This is a genomic window from Acidimicrobiales bacterium (assembly GCA_035546775.1).
In the GTDB taxonomy this organism is placed as follows: Bacteria; Actinomycetota; Acidimicrobiia; order Acidimicrobiales; family JACCXE01; genus JACCXE01.
In genome coordinates, this window is the sequence record DASZWD010000030.1 from 74,379 (window position 1) to 99,315 (window position 24,937).

Annotated in this window: 23 protein-coding genes; 13 read left to right on the plus strand and 10 right to left on the minus strand. The window is 69.8% G+C overall.

The window, feature by feature from the left end; genetic code table 11:
- The first annotated feature begins 8 nt into the window (after positions 1-8).
- Positions 9-845, plus strand: a complete 837-nt coding sequence (locus VHC63_06170) for an FkbM family methyltransferase (GenBank protein HVV36171.1) — start codon at positions 9-11, stop codon at positions 843-845.
- Entirely contained in the window at positions 842-1,681 is an 840-nt protein-coding gene (locus tag VHC63_06175) for an SMP-30/gluconolactonase/LRE family protein (protein ID HVV36172.1), read from the plus strand. Before VHC63_06170 ends, VHC63_06175 begins: the two co-directional genes overlap by 4 nt.
- A gap of 84 nt (positions 1,682-1,765) precedes the next feature.
- Here the strand turns inward: VHC63_06175 and VHC63_06180 are convergent, their stop codons facing one another.
- Positions 1,766-3,502, minus strand: a complete 1,737-nt coding sequence (locus VHC63_06180) for an ABC-F family ATP-binding cassette domain-containing protein (protein ID HVV36173.1) — start codon at positions 3,500-3,502, stop codon at positions 1,766-1,768.
- A gap of 26 nt (positions 3,503-3,528) precedes the next feature.
- On the opposite strand from VHC63_06180, the gene VHC63_06185 reads away from it, so the two are divergent.
- The gene (locus tag VHC63_06185; GenBank protein HVV36174.1) at positions 3,529-6,810 is read left to right on the plus strand and encodes an AAA family ATPase; all 3,282 of its coding nucleotides are present in this window, start codon (positions 3,529-3,531) and stop codon (positions 6,808-6,810) included.
- Here VHC63_06185 and VHC63_06190 read toward each other — a convergent pair.
- The 3 genes from VHC63_06190 to VHC63_06200 are packed head-to-tail and all read right to left on the minus strand — an operon-like array spanning position 6,776 to position 10,153.
- Positions 6,776-8,473 (minus strand): amidohydrolase family protein, encoded by a 1,698-nt coding sequence (locus tag VHC63_06190; protein ID HVV36175.1) that lies wholly within the window; start codon positions 8,471-8,473, stop codon positions 6,776-6,778. The two genes, VHC63_06185 and VHC63_06190, sit on opposite strands and share 35 nt — an antisense overlap.
- Positions 8,461-9,051 (minus strand): TetR/AcrR family transcriptional regulator, encoded by a 591-nt coding sequence (locus VHC63_06195; protein HVV36176.1) that lies wholly within the window; start codon positions 9,049-9,051, stop codon positions 8,461-8,463. Before VHC63_06195 ends, VHC63_06190 begins: the two co-directional genes overlap by 13 nt.
- Positions 9,035-10,153: an amidohydrolase family protein gene (locus VHC63_06200; GenBank protein ID HVV36177.1), complete on the minus strand. Its 1,119-nt coding sequence runs from the start codon at positions 10,151-10,153 to the stop codon at positions 9,035-9,037. The genes VHC63_06195 and VHC63_06200 overlap by 17 nt, the downstream gene beginning before the upstream one ends.
- A 71-nt stretch (positions 10,154-10,224) precedes the next feature.
- Between VHC63_06200 and VHC63_06205 the strand changes: the two genes are divergently transcribed.
- Positions 10,225-10,770 (plus strand): DUF2231 domain-containing protein, encoded by a 546-nt coding sequence (locus VHC63_06205; protein HVV36178.1) that lies wholly within the window; start codon positions 10,225-10,227, stop codon positions 10,768-10,770.
- 3 nt (positions 10,771-10,773) lie between these two features.
- On the opposite strand, the gene VHC63_06210 is transcribed toward VHC63_06205, so the two are convergent.
- From VHC63_06210 to VHC63_06220, 3 genes are read right to left on the minus strand one after another with little or no spacing between them, the layout of a single operon-like run.
- Entirely contained in the window at positions 10,774-12,147 is a 1,374-nt protein-coding gene (locus tag VHC63_06210) for an amidase (GenBank protein HVV36179.1), read from the minus strand.
- A complete protein-coding gene (locus VHC63_06215) occupies positions 12,144-12,422 on the minus strand; it encodes a hypothetical protein (protein HVV36180.1) in 279 nt (92 codons plus the stop codon). The genes VHC63_06210 and VHC63_06215 overlap by 4 nt, the downstream gene beginning before the upstream one ends.
- Before the next feature lie 38 nt (positions 12,423-12,460).
- On the minus strand, positions 12,461-13,036 hold the full coding sequence (locus VHC63_06220; GenBank protein HVV36181.1) for a hemerythrin domain-containing protein: 576 nt from the start codon (positions 13,034-13,036) through the stop codon (positions 12,461-12,463).
- A gap of 28 nt (positions 13,037-13,064) precedes the next feature.
- On the opposite strand from VHC63_06220, the gene VHC63_06225 reads away from it, so the two are divergent.
- The 7 genes from VHC63_06225 to VHC63_06255 all read left to right on the plus strand — a co-directional run bounded on the left by VHC63_06225 (position 13,065) and on the right by VHC63_06255 (position 18,449).
- Entirely contained in the window at positions 13,065-13,703 is a 639-nt protein-coding gene (locus VHC63_06225) for a UdgX family uracil-DNA binding protein (protein HVV36182.1), read from the plus strand.
- 127 nt (positions 13,704-13,830) lie between these two features.
- Entirely contained in the window at positions 13,831-14,850 is a 1,020-nt protein-coding gene (locus VHC63_06230; protein ID HVV36183.1) for a hypothetical protein, read from the plus strand.
- Positions 14,847-15,689 (plus strand): PD-(D/E)XK nuclease family protein, encoded by an 843-nt coding sequence (locus VHC63_06235; protein HVV36184.1) that lies wholly within the window; start codon positions 14,847-14,849, stop codon positions 15,687-15,689. The genes VHC63_06230 and VHC63_06235 overlap by 4 nt, the downstream gene beginning before the upstream one ends.
- Positions 15,689-16,228: a phosphatase PAP2 family protein gene (locus VHC63_06240; protein ID HVV36185.1), complete on the plus strand. Its 540-nt coding sequence runs from the start codon at positions 15,689-15,691 to the stop codon at positions 16,226-16,228. The genes VHC63_06235 and VHC63_06240 overlap by 1 nt, the downstream gene beginning before the upstream one ends.
- A gap of 7 nt (positions 16,229-16,235) precedes the next feature.
- Positions 16,236-16,838, plus strand: coding sequence for a DsbA family protein (locus VHC63_06245; protein HVV36186.1), 603 nt, complete (start codon positions 16,236-16,238; stop codon positions 16,836-16,838).
- A 10-nt stretch (positions 16,839-16,848) separates the two neighbouring features.
- Complete coding sequence (locus tag VHC63_06250; GenBank protein HVV36187.1) at positions 16,849-18,204, plus strand: wax ester/triacylglycerol synthase domain-containing protein; 1,356 nt, start codon at positions 16,849-16,851, stop codon at positions 18,202-18,204.
- The gene (locus VHC63_06255; GenBank protein HVV36188.1) at positions 18,201-18,449 is read left to right on the plus strand and encodes a hypothetical protein; all 249 of its coding nucleotides are present in this window, start codon (positions 18,201-18,203) and stop codon (positions 18,447-18,449) included. The genes VHC63_06250 and VHC63_06255 overlap by 4 nt, the downstream gene beginning before the upstream one ends.
- Here the strand turns inward: VHC63_06255 and VHC63_06260 are convergent, their stop codons facing one another.
- From VHC63_06260 to VHC63_06270, 3 genes are read right to left on the minus strand one after another with little or no spacing between them, the layout of a single operon-like run.
- A complete protein-coding gene (locus tag VHC63_06260) occupies positions 18,450-19,349 on the minus strand; it encodes an SDR family NAD(P)-dependent oxidoreductase (protein HVV36189.1) in 900 nt (299 codons plus the stop codon).
- Between the two features lie 16 nt (positions 19,350-19,365).
- Positions 19,366-21,099, minus strand: a complete 1,734-nt coding sequence (locus tag VHC63_06265) for a carbamoyltransferase C-terminal domain-containing protein (protein ID HVV36190.1) — start codon at positions 21,097-21,099, stop codon at positions 19,366-19,368.
- Positions 21,100-21,112: 13 nt separating this feature from the next.
- A complete protein-coding gene (locus VHC63_06270) occupies positions 21,113-22,273 on the minus strand; it encodes a glycosyltransferase family 4 protein (GenBank protein ID HVV36191.1) in 1,161 nt (386 codons plus the stop codon).
- 27 nt (positions 22,274-22,300) lie between these two features.
- Between VHC63_06270 and asnB the strand changes: the two genes are divergently transcribed.
- Both asnB and VHC63_06280 read left to right on the plus strand, forming a co-directional pair.
- Positions 22,301-24,133: an asparagine synthase (glutamine-hydrolyzing) gene (gene asnB / locus VHC63_06275; GenBank protein ID HVV36192.1), complete on the plus strand. Its 1,833-nt coding sequence runs from the start codon at positions 22,301-22,303 to the stop codon at positions 24,131-24,133.
- Positions 24,134-24,142: 9 nt separating this feature from the next.
- Positions 24,143-24,913, plus strand: coding sequence for an SAM-dependent methyltransferase (locus VHC63_06280; protein ID HVV36193.1), 771 nt, complete (start codon positions 24,143-24,145; stop codon positions 24,911-24,913).
- The last annotated feature ends 24 nt before the right edge of the window (positions 24,914-24,937 follow it).

Consider the following 24,937-nt stretch of genomic DNA (forward strand, 5'->3'; position numbering starts at 1 on the left):
CGGGCGCTGTGCCCGGCCGCCTCAAAGTGACGCGTGACGCCGCGTCGAACGTGCGCGGCCGCGCCGGGTTCGTCGCCCGCGAGCTGATCGGCCGGCCCACGACGCACGTGTACCGGCTGCGCGACGCGCCCTACCGCGCCGCAATCCGTCATCCGCTGTTCGACATGTGGGTGCTCGACGAGATCTTCCGCAACCGCGCCTACGCAATCCCGGACGCGGTGTCGGCAAAGCTGCGGGCGCTCGACCATCCGGTGCGGGTGCTCGACCTCGGCGGCCACGTCGGCCTGTTCGGCCTCTGGTTCCGCACCACGTTCCCCGACGCGACGGTGACCTCGTACGAGCCCGACCCGGAGAACGCCGCCACGTTGCGGCGCTGCGTCGAGGCCAACGGGCTCGGCGATCGCTGGACGGTGATCGAGGCCGCCGCCGCGCCGAGCGAGGGCGAGGCGACCTTCATCAGCGACGGCGCGTTGTCGCAACTCGGCGGCGACAACGCCGCTCTCGACGACGAGCACGCACTGCTGGCCCAGATCTTCCCGTTCCTGCGGGGCAAGCGGCTGCTCACGCCCAAGCAGGTCACGGTGCGCACCGCCGACGTGCTGCCGGCGATGGCGGACTGCGACTTCCTCAAGCTCGACATCCAAGGCGGCGAGTGGCCGCTGCTCACCGACAAGCGGTTCGAGAAGTTGTCCGCCGTCGCCTTCGTGCTCGAGATGCATCCGCGCGCCGCGCCGATGCCCGATCCGCTCAGCTGGGTGACGAAGCGCTTCACCCGGCTCGGCTTCCGACTGATCGTGCTGCCGGCCCACGGCGGCGAACGCGTGATCTGGGGATCGCGCACATGAGGATCCGGCGCGTTGGTGACTTCACGACGACGTGGGGCGAGAGCCTCGTGTGGGACGAGCGCCGCCGACGCCTGTATTTCGTGGACACGCTGGCCAACGCCATCCACTGGCTCGACGACGGCGACGGGGAACTGCACACGCTCGTGGCGCCGCAGATGCCCTCGGGAATGGTCGCGGCGCAGGACGGCCGGCTGGTCGTCACCCTCGACGACGGCTTGTACGTCGTCGAGGTCGACACCGAGGAGTGGTCGTTGCTAAGTCGCTATCCCGAACGCATCGGCGGGCGCTGCAACGACATGGTCGCCGACTTCGACGGCAACCTCATCACCGGCAAGCTCAACCTCGGCCCCGCCGAAGGGTCGTCGTGGTGGTACCAGCCGTCGACCGACACGTGGAAGTTGCTCGACGACGACATCGCCAACACCAACGGCCCGACCGTCGCCGTGCTCGACGGCGCGATGACCCTCGTGATCGGTGACTCGTCGCAGCACTACTTCGCCTACGACTACGAACCGGCGGCGGGGTCGGTCGGGCCGCGGCGCATCTTCGGCGACGTCACCGGCATGGGGCCCGACGGCGGCAAGGGCGTCCCCGACGGTGCGACGCTCGACGACGCCGGCGGCCTGTGGTGCGCGCTGCCCCGCAGCAGCCGCCTGGTGCGCTTCACCACCGCGGGCCACGACACCACAATCGACCTGCCCTTCGAGAACCCGACCGACGTCACCTTCGGCGGCCCGGACCTCGACCGGTTGTACGTCACGGCCATCAACGAGGGCCTCTACGTGATCGACGGCGTCGGCCGCGGCCGCGTCGAACCCCGCGCCCAGTTGTCGTAGCGACTGGGTGAACTGCGGGGCCGAGTCGTCTGGGTTCTGCGCAACCTTGTGACGCTGCGAGCGACTCAAAGTTGCGATGAAGCTTCAGGACTCGGCTTCTTCGCCGAGGGCGAGCCACTCCTCTTCGCGGGCGGCGAGTTCGGCTTCGGCCTCTGCGAGGGCGGTGCCGAGGCGAGCCATCTCGGCGTGGTCGGACGCGGCGTGCAGTTCCTCGGTCAGCTTGTCGCGCCGGCGTTCCGCCGCCGCGATGGCCTTCTCCGCCTCGCGCATCAGGCGGTGCAGCGTGCTGGGGGAACGCCGCTTCGGCCGCACATCTTCCGAACTGGTCCTGTCCAGCACCGGTTTCCGGTGCTGGACAGGACCAGTTGGCTTGGCGGTGCGCCACGTCGCTTCCCACTCGGCGTAGCCCCCGGGCACGCGGTTGATGGCGCCGCAGCCGTCGAGCACCAGCGCGTCCTCGACCGTGCGTTCCATGAAGGCGCGGTCGTGGCTGACGACGACGAGGGCGCCGGGCCAGTCTTCGAGGAAGTCTTCGAGGACGCGCAGCGTGTCGAGGTCGAGATCGTTGGTCGGCTCGTCGAGCAGCAGCACGTTGGGTTTCTGGGCGAGCACGAGCAGGAGTTGCAGTCGCCGCCGCTCGCCACCTGAAAGCGTTCCGATCGGCGCCCACTGGGCGTCGCCGTCGAACCAGAACCGTTCGAGCAGCGCACTGTCGGTCCAGTCGGCCGCGCGCGTCGGGCCCGCCACCGCGTCGCGCACCCGCTGAGCCGGATCAAGCTCGACGCCAACCTGGTCGTAGTACCCGAGGCGGACGGTCGGGCCGACGTCGACGGTGCCGCTGGTGGCGGCGCGCCGGCCGGCGATCACGTCGAGCAGCGTCGACTTGCCGGCGCCGTTGGGCCCGACGATGCCGAGGCGCTCACGCGGGTCCAACGCGTAGTCGAGCCCGCGGAACAAGAACTCACCGCCGGGGTAGGCGAAGCCGACGCCGGTCAGCTCGATCACCTTGTCGCCGAGACGCGGCGTGCCCATGTGCAGGTCGAGCTCGTCGCGGCGCGCCGCCGCCTGCGGCCGCCCCTCGACGATCGCCGTGGCCGCCGCGATGCGCGCCCGCGGCTTGCGCGTGCGCGCCGGCGCGCCCCGGCGCAGCCACGCCAGCTCCTGGCGCGCCAGGTTGCGCCGCGTCGACTCGGCCACCGCCGCGTGCTCCTCCCGCAACTGCTTGGCCGCCAGATAGTCGGCGTAGCCGCCGTTGTGCACGAAGCCGGTGCCGCGGTCGAGCTCGAGGATGCGCGTGGTGACGCGGTCGAGCACGTGACGGTCATGGGTCACGAGCAGGAGCCCGCCGCGGTACTGCGCCAGCCGCTCCTCGAGCCAGGCGATGGCGGCGACGTCGAGGTGGTTGGTCGGCTCGTCGAGGATGAGCAGATCGGACTCGGTGACGAGCACGCGCGCCAGCGCCGTCCGCTTCGCCTGGCCGCCCGACAACTGCGACACCGGCGTGTCCAGCAGCGGCGTCATGCCGAGGCGGTCGAGCACCGCTTCGCCCTCCCAGGCGTTGCCGACGGCGGCGCGCACCGTGCCGTCGGGCAGCACGGGCCGCTGGTCGAGATAGCCGATGCGCACGTCGCGCCCGCGCCGCACCGTCCCGGACTCGGGTTCGGTCACGCCGGCGAGCACGTTGAGCAGCGTCGACTTGCCCGTGCCGTTGAGACCGACGACGCCGATGCGGTCGCCCGTCGCGATCGTCACCGACAAGTCGGTGAACAGCGGCCGCCCGGGGCGGCTCATGGATACGCCGGCGGCGTCGACAAGGATCACAGTTGCCCTCTACCGTTGCTGTCTTGGTGACGGACTTGCAAGACGCGCCGCCGCTACCCGAGGGGCCGGTAACAATCATGTTCACCGACATCGAGGGTTCGACCGCGCTGCGAACGACCCTCGGCGACTCCGGTGCCGACGAATTGTTCGCGTCCCATGACGCCCTCGTGCGCCAGCAGATCGCCGAGCACCAGGGCTACGACCAGCACGCGGCCCTCGGTGACGGGTTCCTCGCCGTGTTCGTCTCGACCAAGCGCGCCGTCGCTTGCGCCATCGCGATCCAGCGCGCCCTCGACGACTTCAACCGCCAGCGTTCCGGTCCGCCGCTGCGTGTCCGCATCGGGCTCAACACCGGCGAGATCGCGCAGTCGGGAGGGCAGATTTCGGGTGAGGCGGTGCACGCGGCGTCGCGCGTGTGCAGCCAGGCCGACGGCGGGCAGGTCTTCGTCTCCGACGTGACGCGCCAGCTCGCCGGCACGCTGCCCGACGTCAGCTACCGCGACACCGGTGAGCACGCGCTCAAGGGCTTCCCCGAGCCGTGGCGGCTGTGGGAGGTGTTGTGGGTGCGCGAGACGTCGCCCAAGGCGCCGCCGTTCGTCGGCCGTGACGAGCAGCTGCGCCTGCTGCGCGACCGCCTCGCCGGCGCCATCGACGGCCACGGCAGCGTCGTGCTCGTGGGCGGTGAGCCGGGCGTCGGCAAGACGGCGCTCGTGCGCCAGCTCATCTCCGAGGCCGAGCGCCGCGGCGCGCTGGCGGTGTTCGGTCGGTGCTATGAGTCCGAGGGAACGGTCGCCTACGCGCCGTTCGTCGAGATGCTCGAGCAGGCGCTATCGGTGATGCCGCCCGACGTCGTGATGGAGGACATGGGCGACTCCGCCCCGGAGGTGGCGCGCATGGTCCCCGAGTTGCGCCGGCGGTTCCCTGACATCGGCGAGCCGCTCGACATCCCGCCCGAACAGCAGCGGCGCTACTTCTTCAACGCCGTCGCAGACTTCATCGCCCGCGGGGCCAAGCGGTTCCCCCTCGTCATGGTGATCGACGACGTGCACTGGGCTGACGAATCGACGCTGCTGCTGATCGAGCACATCGCGGCGCGCGTCCCGTCCGAGCGCATCCTCGCCATCGGCACGTACCGCGACGTCGAACTCGAAGTGTCGCGTCCGCTCGCCGCCAGCCTCGAACGCATGGTGCGCGCCCAGACCGTCGAGCGCGTGCACGTGGCGCGTTTCGACGCCGCTGGCGTGGCCCAGGTGCTCGAAGCGCTGGCGGGGCGGACGCCGCCGCCCGCCATCGTCGAGGCCGTGTACTCCGAGACCGAAGGCAATCCCTTCTTCGTCGGTGAAGTTTTCCGGCACTTCGTCGAAGAGGGCCGCGTGTTCGACGCGCAAGGTGAATTCCGCGCCGACCTGGAGATCTCCGAACTCGAAGTCCCCGAGAGCGTGCGCCTCGTGGTCGGTCGCCGCCTCGAGCGGCTCGGCCCTGACGCGCAGAAGGCGTTGGCCGCGGCGGCCGTCATCGGGCGCGCCTTCTCGTTCCGCTTGCTCGAGGTCATCAGCGATCTACCGGTAGATGATCTCGTCGACGTCGTCGACGACGCCGAGAACGCGCAGGTGCTCGTGTCCGAAGAGCGCGACGGCGAAGTGGTGTTCTCCTTCGCCCATGAGTTGATCCGCCAGACGCTGCTGTCGGGCTTGTCGGTGCTGCGGCGCCAGCGCCTTCACCTGCGCGTCGCCGACGCGCTGGAGAAGCTCGAAGAAGACGCCGTCGTCACCCGCGCCCAGGAGATCGCCGACCACCTGATGAAGGCCGGCGCCTCCGCCGACCGCGGCCGCCTGATCGAGCGCCTGACGACCGCGGCCCAACGCGCCATGGCGGGCGCAGCGTTCGAGACCGCGCTCCGCCTGACCGACGACACGATGGCGCTGCTCGACGAGCACGACCACGCCCGCCTTGGCGCCACTCTCGAGCTGCGCGGTCTGGCGTTCCGCGCCCTGGGCCGGCTCCCGGACTGCATCGACGCGTGGAACCGCGCCGTCGACCACTTCGTCGCCGACGATGAGGTCAGCGGCGCCGGGCGCGTGCTTTGGACGATGGGCGTGACCCAAATGTGGCTAGGCCGGCTCAACGACGCGTTCGTGACCTACGACCGCGGCGTCAACGTGATGGGCGACGCCAAGACGCCCGAGCGGCTCCTCGTGAACTCGGGTTACGCCGGCCTGTTGGCCTTCGTCGACTACGACCAGGCGATCGCCGCGGTCGACACCGCCATCGCTGCGGTCGGCGACGCCGCGACCGAGCAAAGCCTCGGCGTCGCCCGCTGGTCGCACAGCATCGCCAACTGGAACTTCCTCCACTTCGCCGAGGCCGAAGCCGACGGCCGTGCCGCGATCGAACATCTACGACGGACGACCGACGCGTGGACGCTCGCCGACGCGTTGTGCTGGACGAGTTTTCCGCTCGTGTGGGGCGGCAAGGCCGCCGAAGGCCGCGCCTTGGCCACAGAAGGCGAGGCGCTTGCGGCCCGCGTCGGTCACACCGGGACTCAGGCGCTCTGTCTGCGGTCGAAGGCGCTCGCGGCGGCCGCGCTCGACCTCGACCTCGACGCCCTCGAACGCGACATCCTGACCGAGCGCGAACTGCTGGTCTCCGTCGACTCGCCGTGGATCGCGCTTAACCACGCGTGGCTCGCAACGATCCATACGTGGCGCGGCCGGTTCGACGACGCGCTGGTGGAGGCCGACCACTGCACCGAGGTGCTGCCGCCCTCGACGTGGACCGGTCTGGGCGAGGCGGCGCGCATCATCGCGCTGGCGGTGGCCGGTCGCGCCGACGCGTGTCGCGAGTTGCTGGCGAGTGACGCCTTCGAGCGGCCGGCGGTCAGCGCCGTCCGTAGCCTGGGCGCAGGTGCGCACTTCAAACTCGAGGCCGCATGCATGGCGATCGCGCTGCTCGGCGACGACGCCGCGGCGAGCGCGTGGTACGACGCGGCGGCGGCCGCGGCGCCGAACTATCGCAACATGGGCTTCGACTTGGCCATGTCGGAACGGATCGCGGGCGCGCTGGCGGTCGTGGCCGATCGCCTCGCCGACGCCGAGCGTCATCTCGCGACGGCGCAGCGTTACGCGTTAGAGGATCCGAACAAGCTCGACGCGCCCCACGTCGACTACTGGCTGGCGCGACTGTCCGAAGCGCGTGGCGACGCCGGGACAGCCCGGCAGCACGCCATCGCCGCGCGTGACGAGTTCGCGCGCGTCGGTGCCGAGGGGTTCGTGCCTATCGCGCAGGAGTTGCTTGCGCGCCTCGGATGAGCCTGCCGGGTAGCGCCCCGGTCGCTTCGCCGTCGCGGTAGGTCTCGACGCCGGCCACGACGGTGTGCTTGTAACCCGACACCGGCTGGAGCAGCCGGCGGCCACCGGCGGGCAGGTCGTGGTGGATCTCGGGCGGCGACAGTCGCAGGTTGTCGAAGTCGATGACGTTCACGTCGGCGCGGTAGCCGGGTGCCAACACGCCGCGGTCGTTCAGGCCGACGGTGCGCGCGGTGTCGCGACAGTGCTGCTGCACGAGGTACTCGAGCGGGAAGCGGCCGTCCTTGCGGTCGCGACCCCAGTGGGTGAGCAGCGTGGTGACGAACGAGGCGTCGCAGATCGTGCCGACGTGGGCGCCGCCGTCGCCGAGACCGGGCACGGTGTAGGGATGCGCCAGCAGCTCGCGCGCCGCGTCGAGGTTGCCGCCGGCGTAGTTGAGGAACGGTGTGTACAGCAGCGCCCGCCCGTCGTCGCCCAGGACGAGGTCGTAGGCGAACTCCTGGGGCGTGCGCCCGACGCGGGCTGCCCGCGCCGCGATCGAATCCTCGGCCGCCGGTTCGTAGTTCGGCGGGTCGCCGAGGTCGAAGATCCGCTCGAAGCCGAAGATGCCGTTGTGGCCCTCGGCCGCCGCGAGGATGGCGGCGCGCCGCTCCGGCGAGCGCATCGCCGCGACGCGTTCGGCAAGCGGCAGCGCCGCGATCTCCATGTACGCGGGGTTGCCGAGGAACGGGTTCATCGACGCCTGCAACCCGAGTAACAAGCCGACGGCGCGCGGCGCCACCTGGGCGCGCACCTCGACGCCGGCTTCGTTGGCGGCGGTGATGTTGTCGAGCAGCGCTTTGTACTGCTCGGGGGCGAAAGGCACCTGCGTGAGCGAGATCGAGATCGGGCGGCCCGACTCTTCCGCCATGGCGCGCACGGTGCCGAACTCGTCGTCGACGTCGAGAAAGTCGGAGACGACCTGGAGTACGCCCTTGCCGAGGTGGCCGAGCGCTTGCGCGATGCCGACGAGTTCGGTGCGCGGCGCCTTCAGCGTCGGCGTCGGCTCGCCCTTCACGGTGCGGTGGTTGCGCGTGCGCGACGTGGTGAAGCCGAGGGCGCCGGCGTCGACGGCCTCGGCCGCGAGGCGACCCATCTCGGCGATCTCGTCGGGCGTCGCCTCGTCGCCGCGCCCGCCGCGATCGCCCATCACGTAGAGGCGCAGCGGGCCGTGGGGTACCTGGGCGGCAAAGTCGATGTCGTGGCCGCGCCCGCGCTCGAGCGCGTCGAGGTACTCGCCGAAGCTCTCCCACTCCCACGTGAGGCCTTCGTGGATGGCGGTGCCGGGGATGTCCTCGACGCCCTCCATCAACTCGACCAGCCGGTCGCGGTCCTGCGGGCGCACCGGCGCGAACCCGACGCCGCAGTTCGTCATCACGACGGTGGTCACGCCGTGCAGCGACGACGGCTGGAGCCGTTCGTCCCACACCGCCTGGCCGTCGTAGTGGGTGTGGATGTCGACGAAGCCGGGCGTGACGAGCGCCCCGTCGGCGTCGATCTCCTGCGCGCCACGTCCTTCGACGCGGCCGACCTCGACGATGACGCCCTCGTCGATGGCGACGTCGGCCGTGCGCGCCGGGCCGCCCGTGCCGTCGATCACCGTGCCGTTGCGGATTACGAGTTGCATCCCAAACTCCGTTCCAGGGACACGCCGTACTGCGTCAGGGTCCCCACCAAGTCGACCTTCGGGTCCAACAACCATTGCATGGTGACGCCGCGCATGACGCCGAGAAACGCGGTGGCTTCGGCGTCCGGGTCGACGTCGGGGCGGACGTTGCCCGCGCGTATCAGCGCGGCGATCTGCGACCGCTCTTTCGCGTGCAGCTTGCGGATCGTCTCGCGCACGGCCGGGACCGGCCCATCGGCTTCCCGCAACAGGGCGTAGTACGCCCGGATGCGTTGCGGCGCCCGGTCGCAGGCGTCGAGGTAGGCGCTCAGGATCGCCCGCAGCGCCGGGACGCCCGTCTTGTCGACGCGCTCGGCGAGGCTGTGGGTGCTCCACTGATCGAGGATCTGGCGCATCACCGTCCACAGCAGTTGCTCCTTGTTGCCGAACCGCTGCGTGACGAGACCACGCGAGTACCCGGCGCGCTCGCCGATCAGCGCGAGCGTCGTGCGGTCGTAGCCGCGCTCGGCGATCAGTTCGATGGCGGCGTCGAGCAGCGCCTTGTCCGACGCCGCGACACGCTCAGCTTGCGTCGGCAAGAGTGCTCGTGTCGATGCCGTAGAGGCCGACCACGTTGTCGCGCAGGATGTCGCCGCGCTGTTCGGCCGACAGTTGCTGCGTGTGCTTGGCCAGCAACTCCTGCGACCACGGCCACGTCGAGTCGGAGTGCGGGAAGTCGTTGGCCCACATCAGGCGCTTGCTGTTCATGGCGTCGGCGAAACGGAACGCCGTCCAGTCGTCCTGGAACGTGACGTAGATGTTCTCGGCGAAATACTCACTTGGCAGTTTCGACAGTTGCTGGCCCGGCGGCAGCCAGTAGCGGTGCCGGTTGAAGGCGTGGTCCATGCGATACATGAAGTGGGGCACCCAGCCGGCGTCGGCCTCGACGCACACCAGCTTCAACTCGGGATGGCGTTCGAAGACGCCGCCGAGCACGAACATCGCCATGATGTCCTGGCAGCCGCGCACCGTCGACAGGAACGAGCTCATCGCCGGGCCTCGCGTTTTCTCTGACCGGGTCGTGAGGATGTGGAACGACAGCGGCAGGCCGAGTTCGATCGCCGCCTCCCAGAACGGGTCGTAGATGGGGGAGTCGTAGTCCTCGAGCGCTGGGACGCCGGGCATCATCACGCCGCGCAGCCCGAGCGCCTTGATCGCCTTGAGGTCTTCGATGCCTTCTTCGGGCGAGCGCATCGCCGTCTGCCCGCAGCCGAGTAGGCGGTCGGGATGGGCGGCGCAGTACTGCGCGATCCAGCGGTTGTAGGCCTGGAAGCAGGCGTGCTTGTAGTCGAAGTCGCGGTGGTTGCACAGGACCATGCCGACGGTCGGGTAGATGATCTCGGCGGCCACCCCGTCCTTCACCTGCTCCGCCATCCGCGCATCAGGGTCCCACCCGCCGCGGTGCAACTCGTCGAACTTCACGCCCAGCACGCGGATCTCTTCGGGCGGTTTGCCGGCCGCGGCGACGAGTCCCATCGGGACGGGCCTTGCCATCCCGTCGACGACGAACACGTCACCGACGTTCTCGCCCCCGTCGACGAGCCTGGGTGCCTTGTCCTTCCAGGCGGCGTCGATGAAGTCGACGTAGGTGTTGGCCGGCTCGGTGATGTGCGAGTCGGCCGAAACGATGATTTCCCCCATCGGGGCAGGATGGCACAGTTACTTGTCAGCTGACAAGTAAAACTTCTCGCGCTTGCGGGTAGTTCGTGTGCATGGATACGACGACGGAAGCGGTTGAGGACAAGGTCGAAGAAGTGCTCGACGAGGTGGCTGCCGCCATCCCGCCCAAGGCGAAGTCGTTCCTGGGCGGCGACTGGCTTGGGCACCCGCTGCACCCGATGCTCACCGACCTACCGATCGGGTTCTGGACGGGCTCGTTCCTGCTCGACTTCCTCGGCGGCCGCAAGTCACGGCGCGCCAGCGCCGCCTTCGTCGGCCTCGGTGTCGCCGCCGCCGCGCCGACCGTGGCCGCGGGTCTCGTCGAGTATCAGAAGATCGGCGCCGACGACGACAAGCGCGACGCGGCGGTGGTGCACACCGTCAGCAACACCATCGGCACGTTCTTCTATCTGTGGTCGTTCCTCACCCGCCTGCGCGGCAAGCGCGGCAAGGGCATCTTCCTTGGTCTTCTCGGCGCCACCGCCGTGACCGTCGGCGGCTACATCGGCGGCCAGCTCGCCTACGGCGACAGCAAGGACGAGCCAACCAAGATCGAGGCGCGTCCCGGCACCGACCGCACGATGCGCGTCGCCGTCTAAGCGCTAGCGCGTTCCCACCGACACCCGCGGCCACATACCGGCCCACGGTTGCGCCGTTTCGAGCTGCGACGCCAGGCGCAGGAGCGTGGCCTCGTCGCCGAAGGGCGCCAGGAAGTGCGAACCGATGGGCAAACCGTCCGCGTTCCAGTACAGCGGCACCGACATCGCCGGGCTGCCGGTGAGGTTGGCGATCACGCCGGCGTTGCGGATCATGTCGCCGACCCTGTCGAGTTCGCCGATGCGGAACGGCGGCGTCGTCACTGTGGGCGACAGGAACAGGTCGTAGTCGTCGAAGAAGTGCGCGGCGCGACGGCTGAAGGCGTTGATGTCGTCGCGGGCAAGCAACCACTGCGCCGCGCTGACGCGTCGGCCGGCTTCGACCATCGCCGCGGTGGCCGGCTCGAGTTCGCCCGGCTCGGGGGCGCGTCCGAGGCGGCGTTCCCAGTACGCCGCGATCCACGCCGTGCCGCCGTTGATGAGCGTGCCGATAGCTGCGCCGGTGCGCCGGTCGATCGGCGTGAACGGCGCCTCGGTCAGACGATGGCCGAGCGCTTCGAGCAGCGCCACAGTGGCGTCGAGCGCCGCCACACAGTCGGGATGCAGGTCGGTGCCTTCTGCGGACGTGCGGCTGTAGGCGATGCGTAGCGAGCCCGGGTCGGCTCCGACTTCGTCGAGGAAGGGTCGCGCCGGCGCCGGTGCGCAGTACGGATCACCGGCGTCGGGCCCCGACGTGGCGTCGAGCATCCATGCGCTGTCCCGGACCGAGCGCGTCAGCACGTGCTCGGCCGCGGCGCCACCGAGCGCATCGCCGTACTCGGGTCCCATCGGGTTGCGGCCCCGCGTCGGCTTGAGCCCGAACAGCCCGCAGCACGACGCCGGGTAGCGGATCGAGCCGCCGGCGTCGCTGGCGTGGGCGACGGGCACGATCCCCGCCGCCACCGCGGCGGCCGAACCACCGCTCGAGCCGGCCGTCGTATGGTCGACGCTCCAGGGGTTGCGGGTGGCGCCGAACAGCGCTGGCTCGCAGTGCGGCGCCATGCCGAATTCGGGCGTGTTGGTCTTGCCGATGAAGGCCGCCCCGGCGCGGCGGTACCGCGTGACGAGCTCGGACTCGAACTCCGACACGGTCCCCTGAACGAACCGCGACCCCTCGGTGAACGGCACCCCGGGCACCTCGACGACGAGGTCCTTCAGCGCCATCGGTATGCCCTCGCCGCCGTCGTCGATAGGAAAGATGATGGCGTTGAGTTGCGGGTTCAACTCCTCGGCGCGCTCGCGAGCCCACTCGACGAGTTCGCTCGGCTTGGCGTCACCGCGGGTGAGCAACTCGCGCTGGGCCAGCGCGTCGAGACGGCCGACCTCGAAGGCGGCGCTCATCGCTGCTCGAAGAAGTACGTGTGGACGTCGCCGAGCCGGTCGATCTTCGGCTGGGGCAGACCGCACTTGGCGATGAGGCTCTGGAAGAAGTCGCCGCCGGCGAACTGTTGGTGCACTTCTCGCGACGGGCACGCGTCGAGCACGACCAGTTGGCCGTCGCCGACGACGGCGACGTGCATGAAGGCGCCGTCCATGCCGAGGAGTTCGACCATTTTGGCGTGGCCCTCCTTCAGCTCGTCGACGTCGCCAGTGAAGGTGTAGGAGGCAACGAACATGTCGGCTAGTCCTCTCTGAGGACGCCGACGTTACGCGTTCAGTTGCGGGTGGCGCGGCTCCGCTGCCACTGCGTGAAGTGGTCACGCGTCTTGTCCACCATCGCGGCGAACGGGCCGACCAGCATCAGCGCGATGGGGTTCTGTCCCGCGTGGGGGTGCGGGTGCGTCGGGGCGAGCTGCTCACCGGCGAGGATGGCGTCGGCGAGATGGCTGAGGTCCTCGTGCGAGCACTCGGCGTCGACGATCGGGAACAACTCGTGTTCCTCGGCTTCGGCGTGTTCGTGCACCGCGCGCTGGAACCGCGTAAGGCGCGTGGCGAACTGATCACCTTCGGGGCCGAGGTCCTCGAGCTCCTTGAGCGTCTTGGTGGCGTCGCGCTCTTCGGCGAGACGAGCCTCGACGATGCGCTCGGCACGGTCGCCGAGCCGGCGAGCGAGCGGATGCACGAACATTTCTTCGGTCGTCTCGTGGACCGCGAGCGTGGCGCGCAGGCACTCGAACAACTCACGGCGTTCGTCGCCCGCGGCGGCGAGCGTGCGCTGGAACATGTCTTCGATTTCCCGGTGCCGCTGGCGCAGCAGCTGGGTGGCGGAAAGGGTGGCGGGTGTTGCCATGGTGACCTCCTTGGATTCCCGTCTACGAATGGCGTACCCACCCGGCGGGCATCACAACGCCATGGCGGTGCCGAAGGCTCTCCGCGCCGTGGCGGCCGAGGCCGCCGGCTGTACCAACTGCGATCTGTACGCCCGCGCCACGCAAACGGTCTTCGGCGAGGGACCGGCGCACGCGCCGCTCTTCCTCATCGGCGAGCAGCCCGGTGACCACGAAGACAGGGAAGGCCATCCCTTCGTCGGACCCGCCGGCCGCGTCCTCGACGCCGCGCTGGAAGCGGCGTCGATCCGCCGCGACGACGTCTACCTCACCAACGCCGTGAAGCACTTCAAGTGGGAGCCACGCGGGAAGCGCCGCCTGCACGCCCGGCCGAACCAGACCGAGATCGTGGCGTGCCACGGCTGGTTGGCCCGCGAGCTCGAGCTCGTCGCGCCGCGCGTCGTCGTGCTTTTGGGCGCCGTCGCCGGCCAGGCCCTGTACGGCTCGTCGTTCCGCGTCGGCAAGGCGCACGGCCAGGTCCTCGAGCACGACGGCCGGCCCGTCATTTCCACGATTCATCCCTCCGCCGTCCTGCGCATGCGTGCCGAGGAAGAACGCCGCGCCGCCATGGACAGCTTCGTCGCCGACCTCCGCCGCGCCGCCAAACTCCAGAAGACCCGCGCCGCCTGAAAGCGGCGTTTACGTGGGAAAACACGATGTATTCGTACACGTGTTCGGGTAGGATGAGGGGACCTTCGCAGCCCGGTTGAGCGGCTTGCCTTCGTCGTTCGGACGTCTTTGATCGTGAGGTATTTCCTTGTCGACGTCTGTTTCTGTGCAGGGCCGCGAGCTGATCGCGGCGTGGTCAGGTATCGATCGGTGTCTGCGTACTTTTGTCCGCGAGCTCGAGGCGTTCGACGCGTCGTGCACGTGGGCCGAGGACGGGCACGCGTCGTGTGTGTCCTGGCTGGCGGATAAGTGTGAGATGAGCCGGTCGGACGCGTTCGAGAAGCTGAAGGTGTCGCGAGAGTTAACGCGCCGACACGCGCTTCGGGCCGCGTTCGAGGCGGGTCTGCCGTATTCGAAGGTGCGGGTCTTGGTGCGGTTGCGTGGTGTCGATGAGGCGCGCGACGCCGAGTTCGTTGTGCACGCCCAAAATGATTCGATTCGCGTGCTCGACGAGCGCGTCACGACGTGGAACTACTACGACGGGCAAGACCAGAAACCGAGCAACCTCGACGACCACTACGGCATCGTGCGGTCCCGCGGGTTTGGTGACGCGTTGGGTCGGATCGTGATCGACGCGCCCGACGACATGCTCGACCGCCTCGACGCGCTCGTCGACGCCTACGGTGAGTTCCTGCGCCGCAACGAAAATGGGGAAAAGTCCACATTGTGGACTGATGCTGGGAAAACGCCCGACGCCGATCCGTTCGCCGACACCGCCACCGAGGAGAACCCGCGTCCACGGCGGGCGCAGCGGCTCGACTGGCTGTTCGATCTGCTCGAAGAAGCCGCGCTCGCCGATCCGAAGAAGCTCGACCGCTACGTGGCCGCGGTCGGCGTCACCATCCAGTACGAAGACCTCATCAACGCCACCGGCAACGGCCTCAGTTCGCAGGGCTCGACGTTGACTGGGGAAGCCGTGAGGCGTCTGGCGTGCGACGCCGACATCCAGCGGATGGAACATCGCCTGGAACCCCACTACCGGCACCGTCACCCTCGAAGGACCAAGAGGCCAAACCCTCCAAACAACCGCCAGCTTCCTCAGAGCGGCGTGAGCGACAGCGGCCGTCCGCGCCGGTGTAACACCCCGGGCGTACTGTCGGTCCTGTGAGTTTGGAACTGCCCTCCGCACTGTCGCCGTCGAAAGTGGCGAGCTTTACCCACTGTGGGCTGGCGTTCCGGTTCTCGTCCATCGACCGCATCTACGAGCCGCCGTCGATCCACACCACCAAGGGCACGATCGTGCACCGCTGCCTCGAACGGCTCTTCTACGACTTCAACCCGGGGCAGCGCACGCCGGAGGTGGCCGCCGCCCAGATCCCGCTCGTGCGGGCGGAGTACGCCGAGCATCCGGAGTACGTGGAGTTGGCGCTGTCGACCGAGGACGAGGTGCTGTTCTGGGACGACGTGGCCGTGCTCGTGGGCAACCTGTTCCGCCTCGAAAACCCGAACGAGGTGCAGGTGCTCGGCACCGAGCTCCGGCTCCAAGCCGACCTTGGCGGGGTCGTCGTGCGCGGCGTGATCGACCGACTCGAGCTGGCGCCCGACGGTGCGCTCGTCGTCACCGATTACAAGACGGGTGCGGCGCCCCGCGTGCAGTTCGAGGCCAAGCGCCTCGCCGGTGTGCACTTCTACGCCGCCATGTGCGAGGCCACGATCGGCCGCCGGCCCGATCGCATTCAACTCCTCCACCTGCGCGAGCCCGAAGCCATCATCACCGTGCCGACCGACCAATCGGTGCGCGGCCTCAAGATCCGCACCAACGCGGTGTGGAAGGCCATCGAAACGGCGTGCGCCCGCGACGACTTCCGGCCGAACCCGGGGCCGTTGTGCAGCTGGTGCTCGTTCCAGCAGTGGTGTCCCGTCTTCGGCGGCGACCCGGCCACCGCACCCCGGCTTTCGCGCGACCGCGACCCCGCGTTCAGCGACGAAGTCGCCGTCGCGGTGTAGTGGCCCGTAGCGACGCCGTCGACCGCTTCGACGACCGCGCCGACGCCCTGATCGACCGGCTGCGCGGCAATCCTGTCGCCGACCGCGTCTTCTACGCCGCTTCGGCGGCGGGCGACCACGGCCTCGTGTGGATTGCGCTGGCCGTCGCCCGCTACTTCACCGGCGTCGGCGGGGCTGAGGCCGCGCATTACGCGGGTATCCGAGCGGGATGCGCCGAACTCTTCCAGTCGATCTTCGTGAACATCGGCATCAAGTCGCTCTTCCGGCGGGAGCGACCGGTTTCGCAGGCGCCGCGGCCCTACCACCTGCGGATCCCGCGCACGTCGAGCTTCCCCAGCGGCCACGCCACGGCGAGCTTTTGCGCCGCGGTGCTGCTGAGTCAGGGAACACCGTGGGGGTTCGTGCTGTTTCCGCTAGCGATGGTCGTCGCGTTCAGCCGCGCCTTCGTGCGGATTCACCACGCCTCCGACGTCGTCGGCGGGATCGTGGTGGGTTTGGTGATCGGTCTGACCATCGCCCATTTCTTCCCTCTACCGTGAGGTCCCGATGACTGCCTACCGCTTCGACATCACCTACGACTACCGCTGCCCGTGGGCGCGCAACATGCACGAACACGTCGTCGCGGCTCTCAAAGCGGGCGCCGAGTGGGACGTCACGTTCCTGCCGTTCTCGCTCAATCAGGCCCACGTCGAAGAGGGCGGGACACCGGTGTGGGACAACCCCGAGGCCGGCCCGGCGCTGCTCGCCGGACTCGTCTCGCTGGTCGTGCGCGACGAGTACCCCGACGCGTTCCTCGATGCTCACCACGCCCTGTTCTCCGCGCGCCACGACAAGCAACTCGACACCCGCGACCCGGCGGTGATCTCCGAAGCGCTGGCGTCGGTTGGGCTTGACGAAGCCAAGATCCTGGCTGCCGCGCCAGAGCGCAACGAGCAGTTCCGCGAGATCCACACCCGCGCCGTCAGCGAGCATCAGGTCTTTGGCGTCCCGACCTTCATCGTCGGCGACGCCGCCACGTTCGTGCGCCTGCGCAGCCGACCCGACGCCGACAACCCGGCCGCCTCGATCGGTGTCGTCGAGCGGGTCCTCGCCCTCATGACCGAGTGGCCCGAACTCAACGAGTTCAAGTGGACGTCCATCCCGCGCTAAGCCCTTCGGTATGACGCAGCGCCTTTCCGACGCCGAAGCGGTCATGTGGGCCGCCGAGAGCGACCCGTCGCTGGCGTCCTCGTTCATGAGCGTCACGTTCCTGGACGGTCCCGTCGACCACGATCGCTTCACGCGGCGCATCGCCGGCGCAGTTGCGGGCGTCGACCGGATGCGCCAGCGCATCGAGCCCGGCCCCTCCGGCAGCCGCGCTCTATGGCGCGACGACCCCGCCTTCGATCTCGCCAACCACATTCACCGCGAGGTGCTCGCGGGCGCCGACGATCGCGCGCTGCTCGACCACGCCGGCCAACTGCTCAGCGCCCAGTTCGACCACGCACACCCGCTGTGGGACATCCGCCTCGTAGAGGGGCTCTCCGACGGCCGCAGCGCGCTGCTGGCGAAGTTTCACCACACGGTCACCGACGGCGTCGGCGGCGTGCGCCTCTCGTCGTCGTTCCTCGACCTCTCCCCCGACGACGACCCGGTCCGCCCGGCGCCGCCACCGGCGGTCGACGAGACGACACTCGGGGCCTCCGGCGGCATCGCCGGGCTCGTGGCCACGCTGACCGAAGCAGGACGCGACGCCATCCGCACGCCGGTCACCCTCGGCCGCGCCGTGCTCGGCACCCTGCGCGACGACCCCATCGGTGCGGCGCGCACGACCGTCCAGCAACTGGTCGTCACCGACCGCGCCCGCTCCCCGATCTGGCGGGGGCACCGTAGCCAACAACGCCACTGCGAGATCAGCCGCGTGCCGCTGGACGACGTGCGGACGTCGGCCAAGGCCCTCGGCGGCACGATCAACGACTTGTTCGTCAGCGCCGTCCTCGGCGGCGTGGCCCGCTACCACGCCAAGCGCGACGCGGCGGTCGACGAGTTCCGCGTCTCGATCCCGTTGAATACCCGCTCGGACACGTCCGTGGGCGGCAATGCCTTCGTGCCGGCGCGTGTGCTGCTGCGCGCCGACGTCGACCCGCGCAGCCGCTTCGCCACCGTCGCGGCGCGGCTCGCCGACGTCAAGGCGTCACGCGACCCGGGCCTCGGCTGGGCCCTCGCCGGCCTGTTCACGAGCCTGCCGTCGCCGCTCATCGTCGCCGCCGCCCGTCAGCAGATCGAAACCGTCGACTTCGCCTGTTCGAACGTGCGGGGCGCGCCGTTTCCGCTCTACGTGTCCGGGGCGCGGGTGTTGGCGAATCATCCCATGGGCCCGACCGGCGGCACGGCGGCCAACGCCACGGTGCTCTCCTACGAGGGCTCGCTCGACCTCGGCCTCGTCACCGACCCCGCGGCGGTCGACGCGCCCGAGCAGCTGCGCGAGTTGATCAGCGCAGCCTTCGACGAGCTGATCACCGTCGGGCGGCAATGAGCGACGGGTTGCTCGCGCTCGGCCTGCGCGCCGGCGAAGCCGCCCGCTTCCGCCGCCGCGAGAACGAACGCTGGAACAAGTGTCGCCTCGCCGGCGTGGAAGCCGACGGGTCGCTGCGCGTCATCGACGACAAGGGCGCGACGCTTTCGTTGCGGGTCGAGCAGATCGAGGTGCGCAAAGGCAGGTCGTCATGGGAACCTGCCGCCGCGCGGGCGGCGCGCACGGAGCAGCTCGGTCTGTTGTAGCTACCCGGGGGCGTTGGCGATGAGCTTCTCGCTCAGGTCCCACAACGCCGCCGCTTTGGTGTCGTCCTGCGCCGCGTCGTTGGGCTTGCTGATCCCCACCGGACCCCAGTTGCCGAACGCCGACCGTTGCAGGTACGCGCCCGTTTGGCTCTCGAGACCGGGCTGACTGGCGCAGTACACCGACGGGCCGGCGCCGGCGCGCGGCGAGATGTAAAAGGGCGTGAGCGAGATCACCCTGATGCCGGCCTGGAGGAGCGAGCTACCGTCGCCGCCGAGGCCGAACTCACTGCGCACGCCACCGGGGTGCACCGCGAACGACGACACGTCGCTGCCAGTTTCCTTCTCCCGGCGGGCCAGCTCGCGGGCGAAGAGAATGTTGGCGAACTTCGACTTCGAATACGCCGTCATGCCGCGGTACTTGTCGCCGGGGAAGAAGTCCGCTTCGGTTATCTCGCTGGTGCCGCGGTGGGCGATCGACGCCACCGTCACCACCCGGCCGTTACCGGCGGCACGCACCCGGTCGATGAGCAGCGAAGTCAAGAGGAACGTTCCGAGGTGGTTGGCGCCCAGCGTCATCTCGAAGCCCTCGGTAGTGGTGCGCTGATCGGACAGCATGGCGCCGGCGTTGTTCACCAACACGTCGAGTCGCGCCAGGCGTGCCTGCACGTCGACCGCGCACTGGCGGATCGAGGCGAACGAGCCGAGGTCGAGCGAGAAGACCTCGACCGCATCCGTGCCTGCGCGCGTGGCGATGTCTTTTGCCGCGGCCGCGCCCTTGGCGGCGTCGCGGCTCGTGATGGCGACCGTGGCACCCTTCTGCGCCAGCTGCACTGCGGTCTCCTTGCCGATCCCGGTGTTGCCACCGGTCACCAGCACCGTCTTGCCGTCCATGTCTCCCATGGACGCACGCTACGCCTTAGGTGCTGCGATCGACGACGTGGTTGCCCAGCACCAGCACATCCATGTCGTTGCGACCGAAACAGGCGGTGGCCTCGCCCGGCGTGCACACGATCGGCTCGTTCTCATTGAAGCTGGTGTTGAGCAACACGGGTACGCCGGTGAGCTCGTCGAAGGCCGACAGCAGACCGAAGTACCGCGGGTTGGTGTCCGCGGTGACGGTCTGGACGCGCGCCGTGCCGTCTTCGTGGGTGATCGCCGGTAGCCGGCCGAGTTTGTCGGCGCGCACCTTGAACGCCATCAGCATGTAGGGCGACTCGTAGGCGTCCTCGAACCAGTCGCCCATCTTGTGGGCCAACACGGAGGGGGCGAAGGGCCGGAAGCTCTCGCGGTTCTTCACCCGCGAGTTCAAGACGTCCTTGGCGTCCTGGCGTGTCGGGTCACACAGGATGGAGCGATTGCCGAGCGCCCGCGGGCCGAGCTCGGCGCGCCCCTGGTACCAGCCGACGATGGCGCCCTCGCGCAAACGACGGGCGACGACCGCGCACAGTTCGGCGTCGTCGTAGCGCGTCGCCTTCAGGTCGGCGGCGGCGAGGGCGGCGGCGCACGCGGCGTCGTCGTACTGCGGGCCGGTGTAGGCGTGGGTCATCGACCACGTGCGCGGGTGGCCGAACTGCTGGTGCAGCACGTACTGCGCCGCCCCGATGGCGGTGCCCGAATCGTTGGCCGCCGGCTGCACCCACACGTCCTCGAACGGCGTCTCGGAACGGATCAACCCGTTCGCCAACACGTTGAGCGCGACCCCGCCTGCCATCACCAGCGCCCGCTCCGGCACCTGACGATGCAGCCGCCGGAGGTATTCGAGCTCGACCTCTTCGAGGCGGCGTTGCACCGAGCACGCCAGGTCCATGTCGCGCGGGGTGATCTCCGCGCGGTACTCGCGCGGCGCGCCGAACACGTCGACCATCTTCGTGGCGTACATGGCACCCAACGTCGGCGAGCCTTCGGCCCACGTCATCTCGACGCCCTTGTCGTGATGCGTGAAGTAGGACAGGTCGAGCTCGTAACGCAGCCCGTCACCTAGGCGCACGACGTCGCGGAGTTGGTGCAGGAACGTGGGCTCGCCGTAGGCGGCAAGACCCATCAGCTTGTATTCGTCGCCGAACGCCGGCAGGCCGAGGAACTGCGTGAAGGCCGTGTAGAAGACCCCGAGGCTGTCGGGGAAGGCCACGACGCCGTGGACGTCGATCTTGTTGCCGACGCCCCTCCCCCACGACGAGCTCAGGAAGTCACCCATACCGTCGAGCGTTACGCACGCCGCGGTCTCGTAGGGAGAGCAGAACATGGCGCTGGCGAGGTGGGCCCGGTGATGCTCGACGCGGTGCAGCTTGGTGCGCAGTTCGCGCCCCGAGGCGCGGCCGGTCGCCCGCGCCAAGGCGTCGGCGGCGTCGAGAATGCTGCCGGTGTTCCTGACCCGCGCCGTGACCGACTGCGGAGTCAGCCGGTGGCGCAGCGCCCACATGACTTTGCGCGACAGGTGAGCGAAGGGGTCGCGGCTCACCGCTGCGTGGGCCACGTCGTCGATCGACGCGCCGACCTCGCCGAGACACCAGCGCACCGACTCCGAAGGGAATCCCGCCTGATGCTTCTGGCGGGTGAACCGTTCCTCCTCGACGGCCGCGATCAATTCGCCGTCACGAAAGATCGCCGCTGACGCGTCGCCGTGGTAGGCGTTGATGCCCAGGGTCAGCATGCCGGGACCGAGGCTACGCGGGGCTGAGAGTGTCGATGAACACACCGAACTGTCCGGCGCGGGAGAAGTCCGAAGCTGAAGCCCGCGCCCGTTCGGCCATCGCCGCCAGCGACGCGCGGTCAAGGCCCTTCAGGGCGCACACGATCGCCGCCGGGTCGTCGTCGATGGCGACGCCACAACGCCGCTCCTCGACGATGCGCCGCATCTCCGCTTCGGGTGCCGCCACCACCAGCAAAGGCCGGGCGAGCGCCATCATCTCGTAACCCTTGCTCGGCACGACGAAGCCCTCGATCCCGCGGCGCGTACCGACGAGCAAGAGATCGGCCTCGGCGGCGAGCGCTGGCACCTGCTCGTGTGGCATCCGGCCGACGAGCGACACATTGGGCGGGGCGGCGCGGAACTCGCCCTCCGCCGCGCCGCCGCCGACGAACACGAACTCGGCGACGCCGCCGAGCGCACCCGCCGCCTCCAACACCGACGACCAGGGTCCGGCGAAACCGAGATTGCCGAAGTGCATCACGCGCAGCGGCCGCTCAGCATCGGACGCCCTTGCTGCTGCCGGCGTTACTCCCGACCAGCCGTTGTGGACCACGCGCGTGGGGACGTCGGCGACCGCGCACACCCGCCGCTCCATGTCGCGCCCGAGGACCACTACCTCGTCCGCGCAGCGCAACGCGGCGGCCAACGCCCGGCGCCACAGCCGCACGCCGACGCCCGCGCGCAACAACCCCGCAGCGACGCCGAAGTCTGGGTGCAGGTCCTGCACCCAGATCGTCACCGACTGCGGCCGCCCGACGCGCTTGGCCCACCACGCCAGCAGCGGCGCCATCGGCGGGTCGGTCATCACGACGAACGCCGCCCGCGCCGTCACCAGGGGGATCAGCAGCGCGGCGCCCAGCATGAACGTCAGGTAGTTGGCGGCCCGCCCGACACCCGATCGACGGTCGAACCCGGTGCTGCCGACGACATACCGCGTGATGCCGGCGGCACGCACGATCCGCACCGGGCGCCACGCCGGCCGGGTGGGCGCGTCGTACGACGGATAGCCGCAAACGACCGTCAGCGGGGCGCCGCGATTGCGACACGCCTCGGCGAAGTCGTCGACGATGCGCGCCGTAGCCGCCGTATCCGGCGGGAAGTACTGGTCGACGAGGACAATGCGCCTCCGGCTCACAGAGCGTGCCTGTACCGTTTGGGCGACGTGTGCGGCATCGCCGGGGTTTTCGAGCAGGCAGGCGCCTCCGCCAACGCAGTGGTGCGCGTCGACGCCATGCTCACCGACATCCACCACCGCGGTCCCGACGCGCGCGGCACGCGGGCGCTCGAGGGTAGGAGCGGCACGCGGGCGACGCTGGGTGCGGTGCGGCTGCGCGTCATCGATCTCGCACCCACAGCCGACCAACCTATGTCCGACGCCGCCGGCCGGGTGTGGACCGCCTTCAACGGCGAGATCTACAACTTCAAGGAACTGCGCGCCGAGCTGGTGGCGGCCGGCTTCACGTTCCGGTCGCAGTCCGACACCGAGTGCCTCGTGCACCTGTGGCATCACGTCGGCGGCGACGTGGCCCGCATGGCCTCGCGGCTGCGCGGCATGTTCGCCTTTGCCATCTGGGACACGCAAACGGGCACGGGCGCGCTCGTCCGTGATCGTCTCGGCATCAAGCCCCTGTTCTGGACGCCGACGCCGACCGGCTTCGCATTCGCGTCCGAGCAGCGCGCGCTCGCCCGCGCTGGCTTCGTCGACGCGTCGCCGAACGAAGACGTGCTCGCCGGTTACCTCACGAAGGGCGTCGTGCCTAACGGCGCCACGATCCTGCGCGGCGTCCGTGCGCTCGAGCCGGGCAGCGCGCTCACGTGGGACGGTGGCGTGCCGATCGTGGCGCGCTGGTGGCGGCCGATCTTCTCGCTGCGCGCCGATCTGCTCGATCCCGACCGCGCCGCGCAGGAAGTCGCGACGAGCGTCGGCGACGCCGTGGCGCGCCACCTCGTCGCCGATCGGAAGGTCGGCGTTTTTCTCTCCTCGGGTACGGACTCGACGGCTGTGGCAACCATCGCCGCGCGGCACGGTGCGCAGCACAGCCTTACCGTTGGCTTTCCCGATGAGCCGGAATTCGACGAAGGCATGGTCGCCGCCGCGACGGCGCGGCGCCTCGGCTTCGGCCACACCGAAGTGCCGACCACCGCCGGCGACGCCGCCGAACACTTGCCGTCGTTTCTGGCCTCGCTCGACTCGCCGACGGCCGACGCCTTCAACAGCTGGCTCGTGTGTCGCGCCGCCCACGAATCGGGGCTCGTCGTGGCCCTGTCGGGCCTCGGGGGCGACGAACTGTTCGCCGGCTACCGCACCTTCAACCTCGTGCCCCGCCTCCGGCGGGTGACGCCGGTGCTCACCCGCGTGCCCGTGGGGGTGCGCCGCTCGCTGGCCGCTGTGCTGCGCACGCGGCCGCGCACGCGCCCGTTCGAGCGCGCCCTCGGCGCGGGCCTGGGTATCGACGGCGCGTATCACGCCATGCGCAGCCTCTTTGGTCCCGACGAGCTCGCCGCCATTGGTCTGGCGGCCCCAACGCTCACGCACGTGCCACGCATGCTTGACCCCCTCGACGCCGTCACGCTGCTCGAGCTCAAGTCGTACCTCCGCTACCAACTCCTTCCCGACGCGGATACGACGTCGATGGCCCACAGCCTCGAAGTGCGCGTGCCGCTCCTCGACGATCGCGTCGTCGAGACCGCGCTGGCGCTGCCACCCCGCGTCCGCGCGGGCGGCAAGGCGCTGCTCGCCGCCGCCGCCGGCGTCGACGACCCGCCGAAGAAGCGCACGTTCACCTTGCCCCTCGAACGCTGGATCCACGGTGCGCTGCGCCCGACGATGCAGACCGCGCTGCTCGACGACTCACTGCCGTTTGCCGACGTGCTGCCCCACGCGTTCCGCGCCCAGCTGTGGTCGTCGTTCGAGGCCGGGCGTACCCACTGGAGCCGCGTGTGGGCCGTGGGCGTCTTGCGGCTGTGGCCGGCGGCGAACGGGCTGTCATGGTAGGCAACCTGCGTGCGTGACGGGGTGGCGTCCGAAACGGCGCGACGGGTCGCCGCCCAGCGCTTGACGTTCCGGCGGGTCGCCACCGGCTACGGCGACCCCGCGGCCGATGACCGCCTCACCCGCGACGTCGCCGGCTCGACCCGGGCCACGACGACGACCATGACGCGCTACCTCGGGGCGCGCACCACGTTTTTCGACATGGCCGTGGTGAACGCTGTCGACTGGGGCATCGAGCAGCTCGTGGTGGCGGCCGCCGGCTACGACGGGCGGGCGTGGCGGTACGCCAAGCCCGGAGTGCACTGGTACGAGGTCGACCACCCCGACACGCAGGCCGACAAGCGAGCCCGCGTCGCCCGCCTCGGGCTCGACACCTCACACGTGAGCTTCGTGCCGGCGGACTTCGCCGCTACGGACGTCGCCGCGGAACTTCGCGCCACCGGATTCGACGCCACAAAGCCGAGCATGATCACCCTCGAGGGAGTCGCGATCTATCTCGAACGCGAGGTTCTCGCCTCGTTGCTCAGCTCCTTCCGGAGCCTGGCGGCCGTAGGGACGCGTCTCGCGATCAGCCTCTCGATAGCGCGCGACGGGGTGCGCGCCCGGCTCGAGCACTCGGCGTTTCGCGCTCGCGTCGCGGCTGTCGGAGAGCCCGTCAAGACCGTGCTGGCCCGCGACGAAGTTGCGGCGTTTCTGGCCGCCACGGGGTGGCGCGACACCGGCGTAGGTTCCGAGCGGGGCCGGGCCGCCGGTCTCGTCGTGCTGGAACCGGTTATTCCGTAACGGCTTCGCGGGCCAGACCTCGTA

Coding starts and splice junctions, on each gene's coding strand:
- VHC63_06265 (HVV36190.1), bottom strand. CDS start 21,099: ATGCTGACCCTGGGCATCAACGCCTACCACGGCGACGCGTCAGCGGCG.
- VHC63_06245 (HVV36186.1), top strand. CDS start 16,236: ATGACTGCCTACCGCTTCGACATCACCTACGACTACCGCTGCCCGTGG.
- VHC63_06250 (HVV36187.1), top strand. CDS start 16,849: ATGACGCAGCGCCTTTCCGACGCCGAAGCGGTCATGTGGGCCGCCGAG.
- VHC63_06190 (HVV36175.1), bottom strand. CDS start 8,473: ATGCAACTCGTAATCCGCAACGGCACGGTGATCGACGGCACGGGCGGC.
- VHC63_06255 (HVV36188.1), top strand. CDS start 18,201: ATGAGCGACGGGTTGCTCGCGCTCGGCCTGCGCGCCGGCGAAGCCGCC.
- VHC63_06175 (HVV36172.1), top strand. CDS start 842: ATGAGGATCCGGCGCGTTGGTGACTTCACGACGACGTGGGGCGAGAGC.
- VHC63_06220 (HVV36181.1), bottom strand. CDS start 13,036: ATGGCAACACCCGCCACCCTTTCCGCCACCCAGCTGCTGCGCCAGCGG.
- VHC63_06200 (HVV36177.1), bottom strand. CDS start 10,153: ATGGGGGAAATCATCGTTTCGGCCGACTCGCACATCACCGAGCCGGCC.
- VHC63_06210 (HVV36179.1), bottom strand. CDS start 12,147: ATGAGCGCCGCCTTCGAGGTCGGCCGTCTCGACGCGCTGGCCCAGCGC.
- VHC63_06260 (HVV36189.1), bottom strand. CDS start 19,349: ATGGGAGACATGGACGGCAAGACGGTGCTGGTGACCGGTGGCAACACC.
- VHC63_06205 (HVV36178.1), top strand. CDS start 10,225: ATGGATACGACGACGGAAGCGGTTGAGGACAAGGTCGAAGAAGTGCTC.
- VHC63_06225 (HVV36182.1), top strand. CDS start 13,065: ATGGCGTACCCACCCGGCGGGCATCACAACGCCATGGCGGTGCCGAAG.
- VHC63_06215 (HVV36180.1), bottom strand. CDS start 12,422: ATGTTCGTTGCCTCCTACACCTTCACTGGCGACGTCGACGAGCTGAAG.